Annotated in this window: 12 protein-coding genes; 3 read left to right on the top strand and 9 right to left on the bottom strand. The window is 59.5% G+C overall.

What is annotated here, in order from left to right:
- Positions 1–152 precede the first annotated feature (152 nt).
- Positions 153–1,037, top strand: coding sequence for a UTP--glucose-1-phosphate uridylyltransferase GalU (galU, locus tag ACK6D9_RS20665; RefSeq protein ID WP_412049922.1), 885 nt, complete (start codon positions 153–155; stop codon positions 1,035–1,037).
- 112 nt (positions 1,038–1,149) lie between these two features.
- Here galU and ACK6D9_RS20660 read toward each other — a convergent pair whose 3' ends face one another.
- Positions 1,150–2,751 (bottom strand): outer membrane beta-barrel protein, encoded by a 1,602-nt coding sequence (locus ACK6D9_RS20660; RefSeq protein ID WP_412049921.1) that lies wholly within the window; start codon positions 2,749–2,751, stop codon positions 1,150–1,152.
- Between the two features lie 137 nt (positions 2,752–2,888).
- On the opposite strand from ACK6D9_RS20660, the gene ACK6D9_RS20655 reads away from it, so the two are divergent.
- Complete coding sequence (locus tag ACK6D9_RS20655; protein WP_322991063.1) at positions 2,889–3,884, top strand: KpsF/GutQ family sugar-phosphate isomerase; 996 nt, start codon at positions 2,889–2,891, stop codon at positions 3,882–3,884.
- 53 nt (positions 3,885–3,937) lie between these two features.
- On the opposite strand, the gene ACK6D9_RS20650 is transcribed toward ACK6D9_RS20655, so the two are convergent.
- The 8 genes from ACK6D9_RS20650 to ACK6D9_RS20615 all read right to left on the bottom strand — a co-directional run bounded on the left by ACK6D9_RS20650 (position 3,938) and on the right by ACK6D9_RS20615 (position 14,204).
- Positions 3,938–4,393, bottom strand: a complete 456-nt coding sequence (locus tag ACK6D9_RS20650; RefSeq protein WP_322991064.1) for an NfeD family protein — start codon at positions 4,391–4,393, stop codon at positions 3,938–3,940.
- Positions 4,390–5,421 carry an SPFH domain-containing protein gene (locus ACK6D9_RS20645; RefSeq protein ID WP_412049920.1) on the bottom strand — a complete coding sequence of 344 codons (1,032 nt, stop codon included), beginning with the start codon at positions 5,419–5,421 and terminating at the stop codon, positions 4,390–4,392. The genes ACK6D9_RS20650 and ACK6D9_RS20645 overlap by 4 nt, the downstream gene beginning before the upstream one ends.
- 218 nt (positions 5,422–5,639) lie before the next feature.
- Entirely contained in the window at positions 5,640–6,692 is a 1,053-nt protein-coding gene (gene hemH, locus ACK6D9_RS20640) for a ferrochelatase (protein WP_412049919.1), read from the bottom strand.
- A 263-nt stretch (positions 6,693–6,955) separates the two neighbouring features.
- Complete coding sequence (locus tag ACK6D9_RS20635; protein WP_412049918.1) at positions 6,956–8,896, bottom strand: 5'-nucleotidase C-terminal domain-containing protein; 1,941 nt, start codon at positions 8,894–8,896, stop codon at positions 6,956–6,958.
- A 142-nt stretch (positions 8,897–9,038) separates the two neighbouring features.
- Positions 9,039–10,292 carry a phenylacetate--CoA ligase family protein gene (locus tag ACK6D9_RS20630; RefSeq protein ID WP_412049917.1) on the bottom strand — a complete coding sequence of 418 codons (1,254 nt, stop codon included), beginning with the start codon at positions 10,290–10,292 and terminating at the stop codon, positions 9,039–9,041.
- 26 nt (positions 10,293–10,318) lie between these two features.
- Positions 10,319–10,714, bottom strand: coding sequence for an outer membrane lipoprotein Omp10 (omp10, locus tag ACK6D9_RS20625; protein ID WP_412049916.1), 396 nt, complete (start codon positions 10,712–10,714; stop codon positions 10,319–10,321).
- Between the two features lie 99 nt (positions 10,715–10,813).
- Complete coding sequence (locus tag ACK6D9_RS20620) at positions 10,814–12,259, bottom strand: homospermidine synthase (RefSeq protein ID WP_412049915.1); 1,446 nt, start codon at positions 12,257–12,259, stop codon at positions 10,814–10,816.
- Between the two features lie 97 nt (positions 12,260–12,356).
- On the bottom strand, positions 12,357–14,204 hold the full coding sequence (locus ACK6D9_RS20615) for a M3 family oligoendopeptidase (protein ID WP_412049914.1): 1,848 nt from the start codon (positions 14,202–14,204) through the stop codon (positions 12,357–12,359).
- A gap of 171 nt (positions 14,205–14,375) precedes the next feature.
- On the opposite strand from ACK6D9_RS20615, the gene ACK6D9_RS20610 reads away from it, so the two are divergent.
- Entirely contained in the window at positions 14,376–15,923 is a 1,548-nt protein-coding gene (locus tag ACK6D9_RS20610) for a sigma-54-dependent transcriptional regulator (RefSeq protein WP_412049913.1), read from the top strand.
- Positions 15,924–16,017: the final 94 nt, after the last annotated feature.

Below are 16,017 nucleotides of genomic sequence, written 5' to 3'. Positions count from 1 at the left end.
CGGAAATCATAGACCACAGCCGTCAACAAATCCTTTACCATATTTATCTGCGGCACGCCGGCTTTGTCAGTTCCTAACCATTGCTGGCTAAGACCGAAGCCACCCACCGGGATTATCCGGTTTTGAGTATTCATGAAGAATGGGGAAAAGACATGACGAAGATGCGGAAAATCAGGAAAGCTGTTTTGCCGGTTGCGGGCCTGGGGACACGGTTTCTGCCTGCGACCAAAGCGGTGCCCAAGGAAATGTTGACGGTCGTCGACAAGCCCGTGGTCCAGTATGTCGTGGAAGAAGCGATGGCTGCAGGTATCGAGCACTTCGTGTTTGTCACTGGCCGCAACAAAGGGGTCATCGAGGACCATTTTGATATTCAGGTCGAGCTTCAGGCTACGTTGCGCGAACGCGGCAAGACCGTTGAGCTAAGGGAACTTGCAGAGATGTTACCAATGGCGGGAGCGACCAGCTTTACCCGCCAGCAGGAACCACTCGGACTTGGCCATGCCGTCTGGTGCGCCCGTGACATTGTCGGCGACGAGCCATTTGCGTTGCTGCTGCCCGACATGATCATGCGTGATGAGATCGGGTGCCTGTCGGGCATGGTCGAGCTTTACGGCAAGGTCGGTGGCAATATCGTCGCCGTCGGCGAATGCGATCCGTCACAGAGCCACAAATACGGAATTGTCGGCAAGGGTGATGAACTGGAAGGCGGGTTCCGGATCACCTCGATGGTGGAAAAACCCGCCCCGGGGACCGCGCCGTCCAACTACTTCATCAACGGCCGCTACATCCTGCAGCCCGAGATATTTGACATTCTGTCGAGCCAGGAGCGCGGGGCCGGCAATGAAATCCAGGTGACTGACGCGATGCTCAAGCTCGCCGATACGCAATCATTCTCGGGCTACCGGTTCGGCGGTCAGACTTTTGACTGTGGTTCCAAGGAAGGGTTCATTCTGGCCAATGTGGCCTACGCGCTTGATCGTGCCGATATCAAGCCGTTGGTGGCCGATGAATTGAAACGGATGGTGTCCCAGATCTGATCAGGTCTGCGGTCAGGTTCCGGAACGCATTGACCAGCAAATATCGGGTAGTGCCCATGTCTCGTATGTTTTGATGCACGGCATGGCTGTTGGCTGAAATTGTCGGTGCTGGTCAGCGCCGCAGTGTCAGGCCCAGCGAGAGCCGCGTGGTTCGTTCGTCGGTGCCGCCCGATTCCGTGGTCCGCTCGTAGCTCGCATCCGCATCCAGATCCAGATAGCGGTTGATGCTCCAGGTCAGGCCGGTGGAAGCGCCGTAGCTGTGCTGATTGCCGCGGTTGCTGCCTGCGTCGAAATCCTGATACTCCAGAGTGGCGCCCAGGCGTGCGACCACGGCGCTGTGAATTTCATGGGTCAGGGTCGAATCGAGCTCATAGACGATTGCTCCGGCTTCACCGGCGGAGGTTGACGATTCCACTGTGGTGGCGAGGCCAACATTGATGGTGGTGCCGCGCAGGGGCGACCAATTGAGTTCGCCATCCAGCGTAAGTCCGGAAATGTCGTTGAGACTGGCGTCGTCGAGGCGCCGCCGCAGATAGCCGGCGGCGATCTCGCCATTGAGCTTTTCGCCAAAGTCGATCTCGGCACCAGCGCGGATGCCGTAGGATGTCGACGACCGTTCCGACCCGGTCGAATCGATCTTCTGATCATAATTTTCCCGGCCCACCGAAGCTTCCAGGAACGGCACCAGTGCTGGCGAGACTGCGTAGCCCACACGGGTGGTGAGCTCGCCGCCAAGTGTATCCCGGTCATCGACCAGCACGGTTCCGCCGTTTGCCAGGGTGGCGTCGCCATACAAGGTGCGGGTGAGTTCAAGGGTGGTCGTTCCGCGCAGGATGCCCAAGCTTTTCTGCAAGCCGATGCTGGCGCGTGTTTCATGTATGCCTGACTGGGTGTCGGCGCCGGAAATCGCGTTCGGGTCGGTGCGGCTTTCCTGCGAATAACTGTAGCCTGCACCCAGCGTCGCTGTGATGTCGTTGATCATGTCAAGGCGCAGGGCGGCGTCGATGTTGGCGCTCGGTGATTCGGTTCCGGTGCCTGACAGGTTTTCTTGCCAGGTGCCTGAACCGTTGATGGAAAGCTGATGGCGTGACCAGTTGGAATCGAGCGTGCCGGAAACGGTGGTCTCGCTGTAGACCCGGCTGGTCGTTGAAAACACATTGCGGATTGATTCATGGACGGCCCTCTGATTGAGCGTCGGCCGCAGCGTCAATGTTCCCAGCGTGAAGCCCGGCACGCTGTCAGGGTCGGTTGCGGGGTTGGCCTCCAATCCGTCAATGCTTTCGACGCGGCCGTTCTGACGCGCCAGGCTGTCGGCAAAATCCTGATCGGCCTGGCTGATATCCGAATCCAAGCCGATCGATCCGGTGGTGATTTCAGAGCTTTCTCTGGCTCTGACAGACTCTTGTGCAGCGATTGTGGCGTTCGGCTCGTCTTCGACGTCGGCCAGGTCTGATGAGTCGGAAGCGGTGGGGATCGCCGGCAGCGCCCCATACAGCGTCGCAGCGGCGCGGGCCTGCGCCCTGGTCTCCGAAGTTTCTGCCGTGGTGGTACCGCGCAATCCGTAGGTTTCTGCGCCGGAATCCTGCTCGGCTGATATGGTTTGAGCGTGTGCCATAGAGAGCGTGGTCAACAGGCAAATGCCGGACACGCCGAGGCCGCAGCCCATACGCAGCGCCGCCTTTGTCGTTGGTTTATGGGTGATGCGTTTGCGCATGCGTCTTCCGGTCCGGACTCATCGAAGTCCTTTCAAACCGTAAACACTTGTGGTTAACGCAAGGTTTCGACCAGTGCCCGGCCAAGCGGGGTGTGTGATTGATGGACAGCGCCGCGGCAACGCGATATTGCCACTTCATGAAGAAGATACTGCCTGATTACCCTCTCGAAGAGATTCTCCGCTCGGCTGGACGCACGATCCAGACCGAAAAATGTGGCCTGGAAGCGCTTGCAGCTGCTCTTGAAAACGGGCTTTCCGAGCCGTTTGCGCGCGCGGTGACAACGCTTGGCTCGATTTCCGGCAGGGTGATTGTCACCGGTGTCGGCAAGAGCGGGCATATTGGGGCAAAGATTGCCTCGACACTGGCGTCAACCGGGACGCCGTCGCAATTCGTTCACCCTGCGGAAGCCAATCATGGCGACCTCGGCATGATCACCAATGACGACGCCATCATCGTGTTGTCCTGGTCTGGCGAGACCACCGAGCTCAAGGGCATTGTTGCCTATTCGCGGCGGTTTCAGATACCGCTGGTGGCTTTTACTGCCGGTACGACCTCGATCCTGGCGCGGGAAGCCGATATCGTGCTGGCGTTGCCACGCGAGCAGGAAGCCTGCCCGCATGGACTGGCGCCCACGACCTCGACGCTGATGCAGCTGGCACTTGGAGACGCACTGGCAGTGGCGCTCCTGGAAGCCAAGGGGTTTACTGCCGGCGATTTTCACACCTTCCACCCGGGCGGCCAGCTTGGCGCCAATCTCGCCCATGTTTCCGATGTCATGCATAGTGGTGACGCCGTGCCGCTGGTGCCGTCAGGCACTCTGGCGCCGGAAGCGATCATGACCTTATCGCAGAAGAAATTCGGCTGTGTCGGCGTGATCAATCCGGACGGGATATTGATCGGCATCGTAACCGATGGCGATGTGGCACGCAGCCTGGGGAGAAATCTGGTCGATCAACCTATCGACGCGATCATGACCAGTAACCCGAAGACCATTGCACCAACGGCGCTTGCCAGCACCGCGATGGGTATCCTCAACCAGAACTCGATCGGCGCATTGATTGTGACCGACGCCGGGCGCGCGCCGATCGGCATCGTACATTTTCACGATCTGCTCAGAATCGGTGTGGCCTGACGCTTTTTGCCAAGCCGAATGGGCGGTACGGATTTTGGCCTGAGGGCCGAATCCTATGCTGCTTCGACTGACAGGCCGCCGGCCTGGGCCGCAACGATGCGGACACGCGTCCCGGCTGGTAGATCGGGTCCCTGAACAATCCACGTCGTGTCATCGAGCCGGATCCGGCCAGCGCCATTGGTGATCGGTTCTTCCAGCGTCGCGGTGCGACCGACCAGGCCTTCAACGCGACGGTTGAGCATGGGTTGATCGCTTTCGGCGCTGGAACTCGAAATGCGACGGCCGATGATCGCGAAAACCACAGAAAGAATGGCGAACAGCAGAAGCTGGATTTGCCACGACCATGCGGCGAAATCCCAGAGGGCGAAGGAAACGGCGCCGATTGCCAGGGCGGCGAGACCGACCCAGAGCAAAAACACGCCAGGGACCATGATTTCCAGCGCCAGGAAGACCAAGCCAATAATCCACCAGGTCCACGGTCCGAGTTCGGTTGCCAGGCTGGCAATCATGCGCCTGGCTCCGGATCAGAACCTGATGACGGCAGGCCTGGTGTTGCGCTGCGCGGCTGACGCGGCGGCTGGCCGGGCGCACGGTTGTTGCGGGCGGGTGCAGACGAACCACCGTCCTTGCCGAAGACTTCCTGGGCAATGGCGCCGATGCCGCCCAGCGATCCGATCAGCGAGGAGGCTTCCAGCGGCATCAGAATGACCTTCTGGTTCGGTGCGGAGGCAATTTGTCCGAGCGCTTCGGTGTATTTTTGCGCCACGAAGTAATTGATCGCGGTGACGTCGCCTTCGGAGATGGCGACCGACATCATTGTCGTCGCCTTGGCTTCGGCTTCTGCGAGCCGTTCGCGAGCCTCGGCGTCGCGGAATGCAGCGTCCCGGCGGCCTTCGGCTTCAAGGATGGCGGATTGTTTGGCACCCTCTGCGCGCAAGATCTGTGAATTGCGCGAGCCTTCGGCTTCAAGGATATCCGCGCGCTTTTCACGTTCGGCCTTCATCTGTCGGCCCATCGCTTCAACCAGATCGACGGGCGGGGCGATGTCCTTGATCTCGACGCGGGTGATCTTGATGCCCCAGGGGGCCGCGGCCTGATCGACCACCTTGAGCAGCCGGTCGTTGATGGCGTCGCGGTTGGACAGAAGTTCATCCAGATCCATCGATCCCATCACCGAGCGGATGTTGGTCATCGTCAGATTGAGCAGCGCCTGTTCCAGGTTTGAGACCTGATAGGCGGCTTCGGCGGCGTTGAGAACCTGGTAGAACGACACCGCATCGGCCGACACGGAAGCGTTGTCGCGGGTGATCACTTCCTGGGTCGGGATATCGAGCACCTGTTCCATGATGTTGATCCTGCGGCCAATGCGGTCGACAAACGGCACTATCAGATTGAGCCCGGGCGTCAGAGTCTTGGTGTAGCGACCAAACCGCTCTACCGTGAAGGCAAAGCCTTGGGGGACGGTCTTGATGCCGGAAATGAGCACCAGGAACGCAATGACGGCGATAACGATGACAGTAATGTCCAGTCCAAGCATGGGCAAATCTCCTTCGGTCGGTTTCGGGCTCAATGCTCTGTACGCGACCCTGATAAGGAGTTAATTGTTCCCGCCCGGGCATGCAATGACAACTTGGATTATCTTGCCCGAACGGGAACCTGTTTGCGCCGCTCCGGTGCCAGTCGGCAGGGAGTCGCCGCATCATTGGACTGTGTCCGAAAGGTTGGTTTCTTGTGGGCGCGGATGGTCTGCTGCAATCAGATCCAGCCTTGCAGTTCGCGACGGACGACGGCCTCGATCACTTTCATGCCAGGCTCGCTGTCATTGAGGCAGGGAATGTGGGTGAAATGTTCGCCGCCGTTGTGAAGAAAAATTTCGCCCGCCTCGACGGCGATTTCTTCGAGCGTTTCCAGGCAGTCGGAGACAAAACCCGGATTGATTACGGCGATCCGCTTGACGCCGTCCTTGGCCAGTTTTTCCACAGTCTTGTCGGTATAGGGCTGCAGCCACTCCTCAGGCCCGAAGCGGGACTGGAATGTCGGCATCAGCCGTTCTGCCGGCCAACCGAGCCGTTCGCGCACCAGTCGCGCGGTCTTCAGGCACTGGCAATGATAGGGGTCGCCCTTGAGGAAATAGGATTGCGGAATGCCGTGGAACGAGGTCAACACGATTTCCGGCTCCCAGTCGAGGCCCGCAAGATGGGTCTCGATCGATTGGGCGATAGCATCGATATAGACCGGATCGTCGTGATAGGGCGGCACCGTTCTTAGCGCCGGCTGCCAGCGCATCTTCATGAGCGACTGGAAGGCCTTGTCGTTGACTGTCGCGGTGGTGGCGGCGGCATATTGCGGATAAAGCGGGAACAGCACGATCTTGTCGCAGCCGACATCCTTGAGCGCCTTGATCTTGTCGGGGATCGAGGGCTGGCCGTAACGCATTGCCCAGTCGACCATGATCGACGGGTGTTCGGCCAAAGCCTGACCCAGCTTATCAGCCTGGTTGCGGGTGTATGTCCGCAAGTAGCTTTCATCGAGATCGTTGTTCCAGATCGTCGCGTAGGCCTTGCCGACGCGTCCCGGCCGTGTGTTGAGAACAATGCCAAAGAGGATCGGGTACCAAAACAAACGCGACCATTCGATCACTCGCCGGTCGGTCAGGAACTCCTTGAGGTAGCGCCGCATCGATGTGTAGTCGGTGCCATCGGGAGTGCCGAGATTGACCAGCAGAACGCCGACTTTCTGAATCTTTACCGGCGGGTGTTCCGGCGGAAGCTGACCTACTGCGCGGCTGGACTCGTCAGTCGGGGGCACATGGGTGTTCACAATAGCTTCCAATTCTTTTCTCTGGCGCGATGCAATCAAAGCGGCCGATCGCCTGGTCGGATTGTCGACATGAGACAGGTTAGGCGCGCCCGAACCGGGTTTTCCGGCGTCCGCGCCCCGCATGTCTGCAGTTGAGCGGAAACATAGTGGTATCAGGCGACAAATCAATCATTGGCCGGTGCGGCATTTGGCAATAGCCAAAAACACGAAGGGCCCGGCGAACCGGGCCCCTCGGATCATCGTGGTGGTGATTATTGCGCCGGGATATTCAGCGTGTCACCAATCTTGAGGTTGTGAGATGCCGCTGCCGGGTTGGCTTCAGCAATTTTCTTCCACATCGTGGGGTCGCCAAGATAGGTCTTGGCCAGATCCCACAGGGTGTCGCCGGCGGCAACCACGTGCTGTTTGCCGGACATTGATGCATCCTTGGCCATTGCCGCGTCGTCAGCAGCGGGCGCGTTGGTTGGCATCGTTGGGGCGGTGGTGCTGAGTTCGGTGGAGCCGGCAAGTGGCTCGGGCACCTTGACCACGGGGTCAGCTGCAGTTGCTGTATCTTCGCTCTTGGCCTCGTCAGCAATCGGGGCTGACGCTGCGGCGATCACTCGGCCTTCGATGACGGGTGTGTAGGGCATGTTCTTGGCGAGATAATCGGCGACCACCTGTTCAAGGCCGGGGCCGAAATCATAGGCGTTCATGCCGGCTGAGGCAAAGACGGCATAGCCATCGCCGCCACCGCGCATGTAGTTGTTGGTCGCCACCGAATAGGTCGCGTTCGGGTCGATTGGCTTGAAACCATCGCCGTCCTTGACTTCCACCGAGACAATCCGCGATCCGACCTCGGCGTCCTTGTCAAACGTATAGCGCAGGCCCGCGACCTGGGCGAAGCGGCCGGCAGTTTCCTCGATCTGGCTGGCGCCATTCTCAAGTGCCGCGATCACGTCGGCGCCCTTGAGCTGGAATGTTGCCAGCGTATTCTGGAACGGCAGCACCGAGAGCACTTCGCCCATGGTGATTTCGCCCGCGTCGATGGAGGCGCGCAAACCGCCGCCATTCTGGATGGCGATGGTGACACCCTGATCGGCCACCCGGTCGAGCATTGCGTCAGTGACAAGATTGCCCATTTCGCATTCACCGACGCGGCAGGTATCGCGGCTTCCGTCGATCGCCTTGGTGGTCTCTGACACCTTCCTGGTTTTCAGTTCCTCGATCGGGGCACCAAGCTCCTTGATCCGCGCCAGCACGCCCTCATCCGGTGTCACCGAGCTGTCGAGCAGAATCGGATCGCCCTTGGCTTCCTTGACCACGCCATTATCGTCAAAAGTCACCGTGAACTCGCCCAGATACTTCGAATAGGATGCGGCCTGGGTGACCGGCACCTTGTAGCCGTCCGGATTGTCGATCATCGTCGGGTAGGGGCCTTCGGCCTTCTCGTCGGTGTTCGACAGCAGCGAATGTGAGTGCCCGCCGACGACAACGTCAATGCCGGGGATCTGGGCGATCATTTCCTTGTCGCGGACATAGCCGACATGGGTCAGCGCGATGATCTTGTTGATGCCCTGGGCCTTGAGCTTTTCGACTTCGGCGGTGATCGTCTTGATGTCGTCTTCGATGGTGATGTTGGGGCCGGGAGAGGCAATCTCCGGCGTGTCGGTGGTCACCGCGCCAATGATGCCGATTTTCTCTCCGCCAACTTCAATTACCAGCGAGGGCTTGATCCGGTCACCGACCTTGGAGGCGGCGCTGGCCGTGACATTGGCCGAAAGCACCGGAAACTTGATCACGTCGAGGAACGGCGCCAGCGCATTCTCGCCATCGTCAAATTCATGGTTGCCGACGGTCATGGCGTCGAATCCCATCTGGTTGAGGAATTCGGCCTCGGCGGCGCCCTTGTAGGTGGTGTAGAACAACGAGCCCTGGAAATTGTCGCCGCCGTTAAGAAGCAGCACGTTGCCGCCTTCAAGCGCTGTGCGCCGGTCGGCAATGGCGGTTACCAGCCGTGCCGCTCCGCCGAAGCATTTGTCTTCGCTTTCATCTTCGGCGGAACAGGTGGATTCATACTTGTTGTTGGATTCGATCCGGCTGTGCCAGTCGTTGATGTGCAGAATGGTCAGGCTGAAATCGGCCAAGGCAACGCCTGAGCTTAGTCCCAGGACCGAGGCGGATAATAAAGCCCGTTTGATGAAGGTGTTCATGGAGTAACTCCCTGTTTCGCAGCTCTCGGCGTGCCAAGTCTGGGTGTCTTCGGACACTTGCGGCAAGCATTGTCCGATGGTTTCATTATCGGCTGTGGACTTCAAGAGCGGAGCCGCACCGGCATGATCTTTTCGTCGCGGATCAAGCGGAATAGTCGCGCTCGTCGGCGATCACCTTGCCATCATTGGGAAGGCTGGCAGGGGCGACGATCTCGACCTTGCCGCGCAATTTGGCGATGGCGGTCAATGTTGCCTCGATCTTTTCAGACTGAGGCGATGCGCCAGTGGCCGGTTCGACCAGCAAGGTCATGAGATCGGCATCGCCGGATCGGCTGACAACCAGGCGGGCCCGCGCTAGTTCAGGGTGGGCCTTGAGAATTTCCGCGATCTGTTTGGGGTCGACAAACATGCCCTTGACCTTGGTGCGCTGGTCAGCGCGGCCCATCCATCCCTTGATCCGCGGGCCGGTGCGCCCACAGGGGGATGTTCCGGGAAGAACGGCTGACAGGTCTCCGGTGCCGAAACGGATCAGCGGATAGCCGGGATTGAGCGTCGTCACCACCAGTTCGCCGACCTCTCCGTCGGGCACCGGATCATTTGTCCCGGGGCGGACGATTTCAACAATCATCTCTTCATTGACGATCATGCCGGGGTGTGGCGCGCCGAGCGCATCGGCGCTCTCATAGGCGATAACACCGAGATCAGCCGTGGCGTAGCACTGAAGCACATTGACTGCGCGGTCGGTGTAGTATTGCCGCAGCGACGGAAACAGAGCCCCGCCGGAAACCAACGCGTGGCGGATCGAGGACAGATCCCGGTCCATTTCATCAGCTTTTTCAAGGATCGTCTTGAGGTAATCCGGGGTGCCGGTAAATCCTGATGGCTTGAGTTTTGCGGCGGCGTTGACCTGAGCTTCGGTATTGCCGATGCCCGCCGGAAAAACTAGGCAACCGAGCGCACGTGCACCCTCATCCAGAATGAACCCGCCCGGCGTCATGTGGTAGGCCAAGCTGTTGTGCACCAGGTCGCCGGCGCGAAAACCGGCAGCAAACAGCGCGCGGGCCGATGCCCACGGATCGACGCCCAGGCCCTGCGGTTCCCAGACTGGGCCGGGCGACATGAACACGCGATTGCCCTTGAGCGCATCGGGGTCGGCAAGGCCGCCAAACGGCGGATTGGCCGACTGCATTTCCATCAGATCGGGTTTGCGCAACACCGGTAAATCGGCCAGGGCACGGCGATCATCGATGGCGGCGGGATCGGGGTTGCCAAGCCAGTCTCGCAAGACTGGCAGCCGTTCGAAGCTCCGCGCCAGCAATTTCGAAAGGTGATCGAATGTTGCTTTTTCGCGGATTTCTGGCGCCCGCGTCTCACGATCGTCGAAATGCTCGCCCATTTGCCTCACCCCTCCAGCAGTCCGGTTCAGATGCGGCGCACCAGGGTGAACTGCGCTCCAGTAGAGGAGGTGCAATTGAGCTGTGACTGGCTGGCGAGTGCGCAATTGACCCGCGACGTGGTATTGCGCAGCAGCGATGTCAGTTCGATCTCGACCATCTGGTTGGAGATGTGTTGATAGGAACCCTCGGCCAGCAGCGAATTGGTGTCTGTTGTGCGGGTTTCAAAGCGGCCATTTGAGAAGCTTGAGACGATGCCGTTGGGGTCGACCCACTGGCCGTCAATGCCCTGTGGCTGCTGAGCCATACGCGGAAGCGGCCTGTAATTGGCGGATTGGCAGCCCGCCAGAAAGGCTGCGACTGCGGCCAGGGCGATGATATTGAACCGGGTTTTCATGGCGCGGTATTCCCCTCGTGCCGTCATCAATAAGAATCCGTCACCCAACAATGCCGCGCGGATGCGGCGAAAGCAAGGTCGACTAAAGTGGTCCGGGCGGAGCCGGTGGTGGTGGCGCGGCGCTGCTCAGTGCACCAGGATGTTGCGGAACTGCCATGGATCGTTCTCATCAATGTCCTCCGGAAACAGGCCGGGGCGTCCGTCCAGCGGCGTCCACTCGGTATAATGGCCTTCAACCGGGCCGAGATAGGGTTTTTGCACCTCAAGGCAGCGCTTGTAGTCCATCTCGTCGGTTTCGACGATGCCGGCGTTGGGGTTTTCCAGCGCCCAGACCATTCCGGCGAGCACCGCGGAAGTAACCTGGAGGCCGGTTGCGTTCTGATAGGGTGCAATCTGGCGGGTCTCTTCGAGCGAAAGCCGCGAGCCGAACCAATAGGCGTTCTTGGCGTGGCCATACAGTAGCACGCCGAGTTCGTCGACGCCGTCGATCAGCTCGTTTTCATCAAGAACATGAAGCGTGGGCTGGGCGGTTCCGCCATTGCCGAACATTTCGTGCAGCGACAAGACCGCATCATTGGCCGGATGATAGGCGTAATGGCAGGTCGGCCGATAGCTCAGCTTGCCCTTCTTGTCGTGGGCGGTGAAGAAATCGGCGATCGAGATCGATTCATTGTGGGTGACGAGAAAACCGTACTGCGGTCCCGGGGTTGGGCACCAGCTGCGCACCCGGGTATTGCCGCCGGGCTGCTCGAGATAGATCGCAGCCTTGTTGCCATGCTTGTATTTCTTGGCGTTTTTCGGTTTCCACTCTTCGTGTGTGCCCCAGCCGAGTTCGGCTGGTTGCAGGCCCTCGGAAATGAAGCCTTCCACCGACCATGTGTTCCAGAACACATCCATCGGCTTGGGCAGCTTGGCGCGCTGGGTGTCGCGTTCGGCAATGTGAATGCCCTTGACGCCGACCTTCTTCATCAGCTTGGCCCAGCCTTCGCGGTCGTCCTGGGCCGGCTCCTTGAAGCTGGTGCCAGTGTCGTTGGCGAGATTGACCAATGCCTGTTTGACGAACCAGGAAACCATGCCCGGATTTGCGCCGCAGCAGGAGACAGCCGTGGTGCCGCCGGGGTGCTTGCGCTTTTCCTTGCGGACGGTTTCTCGTAACGCATAATTGGTGCGCGAGGCATTGGAGGCTTCGGTGTCGAAATAGAAGCCGAGCCACGGCTCGACCACGGTATCGATATAGGGAACGCCGATTTCCCGGCAGAGCCGAATGAGATCGAGCGATCCGGTGTCGACCGAAAGATTAACGCAAAAGCCCTGGCCTTCGCCCTCGGTGAGAAGCGGCGTCAGCAATTCGCGGTAATTGTCGATGGTCACTGCCTGCTGGATGAAGCGGACGCCGTGGTTGCTGAGGATTTCTGCTTCGGTGTCGCGCGGGTCGATCACCACCATGCGGCTCTTATCGAATTTGAAGTGTCGCTCGATCAGCGGCAGCGTGCCGCGACCGATCGATCCGAACCCGATCATGACTATCGGGCCGGTGATTTCGGCGTAGACTGGATAATTTTGCTCAGCCATGTTTACTTGCTCCGTCAACTTGCCTCGCAGCCATCTGCGCCAGTAACGGCGGCGTAAATCACACTTCGTTGCTACAAGATAGTGAAAACGCCAGCGCTCAGTCGTCCATGGCTTCCAGTTCGTCGATCATTCCCTCAATCATTGACAGGCCCTGGTTCCAGAAGCCCGGGTCCGACGCATCAAGTCCGAAGGGAGCCAAAAGTTCCGAATGGTGCTTGCTGCCGCCGGCTTTGAGCATGTCGAAATAGCGTTCCTGAAAGCCATCGGGGCCTTTCTCGTAGACCGCGTACAGCGAGTTGACCAGGCAATCGCCAAATGCGTAGGCATAGACATAAAACGGCGAATGGATGAAATGCGGGATATAGGCCCAGAAGGTCTCGTAGCCTTCTGAAAGCTCGACTGCGGAGCCGAGACTTTCCGACTGGACGTCAAGCCAGAGCGCGCCCAGCTGTTCTGCGGTGAGTTCACCTTCCCGGCGCGCGGTGTGTACCCGGCGCTCGAATTCATAGAACGCGATCTGGCGTACCACGGTGTTGATCATGTCCTCGACCTTCTGAGCCAGCATGGCCTTGCGCTCGCGCCTGTCGGTGGTGCGTGCGAGCAATGCACGGAAGGTCAGCATTTCGCCAAACACCGAGGCAGTTTCTGCCAGTGTCAGCGGTGTCGACGCCATCAGTGAGCCTTGAGCCCCGGCCAGAACCTGATGCACGCCATGGCCCAGTTCATGCGCCAGCGTCATCACGTCGCGCGGCTTGCCGAGATAATTGAGCAGCACGTAAGGATGGACGGAAGGGACGGTGGGGTGCGCGAACGCGCCTGACATCTTGCCAGGCCGGCTCGGCGCGTCAATCCAGCGGTGATCAAAAAAGCGCTGGGCGATATCGGCCATCTCCGGCGCAAAGCCGCGATAGGCTGACAGCACCGTGTTCTTGGCGTCGTCCCAGGGAATTGTCGCACGCGGGGTTTCCGGTAACGGCGCGTTGCGATCCCAGAATTCCAGTTTTTCCAAGCCCAGCCAACGGGCTTTCATGGCGTAGTAGCGATGCGACAGGCGCGGGCAGGCTTCGCGAACCGCCTGCGCCAATGCGTCAACCACGGGCCGCTCGACCCTGTTGGCCAGATGCCTGCTGTCGGCGATGTCCTCGAACCCGCGCCAGCGGTCGGAGATTTCCTTGTCCTTGACAAGCGTGTTGGTGATCAACGTAAAGGTACGCAGATTGGCCTTCAGCGTGGTTGCCAGTGCCTGACCAGCCTTTTTGCGCTTGGCGCCGTCGGAATCCTGCATCAAGGACAGCGTGGCTTCGAGTGGAAGTTCCTCGCCGTCAATTTCGAATTTCAGGCCGGCCATGGTTTCATCAAACAGCCGGTTCCAGGCCGCACGGCCGGTCATCGACTTTTCGTGGAACAGTTGCTCGATGCGGTCATCGAGCTGATAGGGTTTGTCCAGTCTGAGGTCGCGCACCCAGGGCGCATAGCGGGCGGCGCGATCGTCGCGGCTGAGACTGGCTTCGATCACCGTGTCATCAATCCGGTTGAGTTCCAGCGCAAAAAACAGCAGATGCGCGCTGGTGTCGGTCATCGCGCTTTGCACGTCGCCGTAAAACTTGGCCTTGGCGGGATCCGACGTATCAGTGAAATAGGCAAGACCCGCATAGGATATGATCCGGCCCATCAACTCGTCGAGCCGTTCATAGGCCTCGATCGCTGCGCCAAGTCCGTCATCGCCAGTCAGGCCAGCGGCTTTTTCAAGACGGCCCTTCCACTGGCTTTCGAACTGCTCGGCAAGGCTGCGGGCGGCCGTGAGATCGGATTTGAACTCGGGTGATTCGGGGCCCGGATAAAGGTCGGCGAGATTCCATCCTGGCAATTGACCCAGTTCGGAATTGGTGCCGTTCGCTGCCTCGGAGGCACTTCTTGGCGCAAAATCCAGAATCGATGTCGGCATGAAGGCACTCACTTTCAAAAACGGTCTCTGCCAATTGGCGCCCCGGTTTTACTGGCACAGACCCTTAAAATGCAACCGATTCCCGAAATCCGATTTTCAGGCTTTGCTGGCACTGTTGCGAGATGGCGAAAGCCGCTTGTTCACTTTCCCGGAAACGAGGAATCAACATCCGTGTCCAGTCGAATTCTTATCGTTGATGATGACCCTGTGCAGCGCCGCTTGCTCAAGGCAGCTGCCGAACGCGCCGGCTATGAAACCGAATTGTTTCAGGACGGTCGCGCCGCGCTCGAGCGGTTGACGACGCCAGGTGCTACAGTTGATGCCGTGGTGCTTGATCTGATGATGCCGGAAATGACCGGGCTTGAAGTGCTCGAGCGGCTGGCCGGTGCGGAAATCTCCGTTCCGGTTATTGTCCAGACCGGGCATGGCGGGATCGAGAATGTGGTTCAGGCGATGCGCGCTGGTGCCTTCGATTTCGTTGTCAAACCGGTTTCTCCGGAAAGGCTGGCGTTGTCGTTGCGCAACGCATTGAAGGCGATGGCGAGCCCGGTTGCCGCCAAGCCCAAGGGCAACGGCAGCGGATTTGCGAGTATCGTCGCGGCCAGCCCGGCGATGGATCGCGTGGTTTCGCTTGCCCAACGGGCGGCCGCGTCCGGCATTCCGGTGGTACTCGAGGGCGAATCGGGTGTCGGCAAGGAAATGGTCGCGCGCGCTATCCAGATTGAAAGCTCGCGGCGCAGCAAACCGTTCGTGACGGTCAATTGCGGCGCTATTCCCGAAAACCTGGTTGAAAGCATCCTGTTCGGGCACGAAAAGGGTGCCTTTACCGGCGCGTCGGAACGTCATGCAGGCAAGTTCATGGAGGCTGACGGCGGCACGTTATTCCTTGACGAAGTGGGCGAATTGCCGCCTGACATTCAGGTCAAGCTGCTGCGGGCGGTACAGACGGGTGAAATCGAAACCGTTGGTGCGCGGCTGCCGAGGAAGGTCGATATCCGTTTGATCTCGGCTACCAACAAGGATCTGATCGCGGAGGTGAAGGCAGGGCGTTTTCGCGAAGACCTCTATTACCGGCTCAACGTGTTTCCAATCCACATCCCGGCATTGCGCAAGCGGAAGGAAGACATTCCGCAACTGGTGCGTCACTTCATTTCCCGGTTTTCAAGCGCAATCGGCAGCCACCGGATCAGCGGTATCGCATCCGAGGCGATGGCCCTGCTGACCGCGCATGACTGGCCGGGAAATATCCGCGAACTGGAAAACGCGATTCACCGGGCGATCGTGCTGAGTGATGGCAAGCAGTTGACTTGCGATCTGTTTCCGCAGATCGCGGCGCAACTGCCAGGCTACAAGCTCGGTCCGGCTGACGGTTCCGGCGAAATGGGCTTGGTGGCGATTGACACAGCCCGCCCCGTCAATCTGTCGTGCCGGGATGCTGGCCCGAATGCGGTTGACGGGCAGGCCAATGACGAGGCGGCCGATCCCCAGCTGGCACCATCCATGGAGCCGGCCTATCCGGCGGTCAGCGCGATCACGCCCGATGGTGAAGTGCGTCGGATTGCCGAAATGGAGGAAGAACTCATCCGCTTCGCCCTATTGTTTTATGGCGGTCAGATGAGTGAGGTGGCCCGGCGGCTGGGCATCGGCCGTTCGACGCTTTACCGAAAGCTCAAGGATTACGCGATCGACCCCGATCATCCGAACCGGGAGGCCGCCTGAAACCTGGCGAACAAAGTTGCTGATAACCGCGGTCGAATTGATCTGCTTCATTCCTTGTTAAGTGATCATTCACTATAAGGGATGTCGCAGCGTC

The sequence above is a fragment of the Hoeflea sp. Naph1 genome, from assembly GCF_046837775.1.
GTDB lineage: Bacteria > Pseudomonadota > Alphaproteobacteria > Rhizobiales > Rhizobiaceae > Hoeflea.
Note: the sequence above shows the minus strand (reverse complement) of the source record. Positions and strands in the feature narration are given on the sequence as shown.

What these genes read in the sequence shown, in the direction of transcription:
- galU (WP_412049922.1), top strand. Translation starts at nt 153, where the DNA reads ATGACGAAGATGCGGAAAATCAGGAAAGCTGTTTTGCCGGTTGCGGGC.
- ACK6D9_RS20660 (WP_412049921.1), bottom strand. Translation starts at nt 2,751, where the DNA reads ATGCGCAAACGCATCACCCATAAACCAACGACAAAGGCGGCGCTGCGT.
- ACK6D9_RS20655 (WP_322991063.1), top strand. Translation starts at nt 2,889, where the DNA reads ATGAAGAAGATACTGCCTGATTACCCTCTCGAAGAGATTCTCCGCTCG.
- ACK6D9_RS20650 (WP_322991064.1), bottom strand. Translation starts at nt 4,393, where the DNA reads ATGATTGCCAGCCTGGCAACCGAACTCGGACCGTGGACCTGGTGGATT.
- ACK6D9_RS20645 (WP_412049920.1), bottom strand. Translation starts at nt 5,421, where the DNA reads ATGCTTGGACTGGACATTACTGTCATCGTTATCGCCGTCATTGCGTTC.
- ACK6D9_RS20635 (WP_412049918.1), bottom strand. Translation starts at nt 8,896, where the DNA reads ATGAACACCTTCATCAAACGGGCTTTATTATCCGCCTCGGTCCTGGGA.
- ACK6D9_RS20630 (WP_412049917.1), bottom strand. Translation starts at nt 10,292, where the DNA reads ATGGGCGAGCATTTCGACGATCGTGAGACGCGGGCGCCAGAAATCCGC.
- omp10 (WP_412049916.1), bottom strand. Translation starts at nt 10,714, where the DNA reads ATGACGGCACGAGGGGAATACCGCGCCATGAAAACCCGGTTCAATATC.
- ACK6D9_RS20620 (WP_412049915.1), bottom strand. Translation starts at nt 12,259, where the DNA reads ATGGCTGAGCAAAATTATCCAGTCTACGCCGAAATCACCGGCCCGATA.
- ACK6D9_RS20615 (WP_412049914.1), bottom strand. Translation starts at nt 14,204, where the DNA reads ATGCCGACATCGATTCTGGATTTTGCGCCAAGAAGTGCCTCCGAGGCA.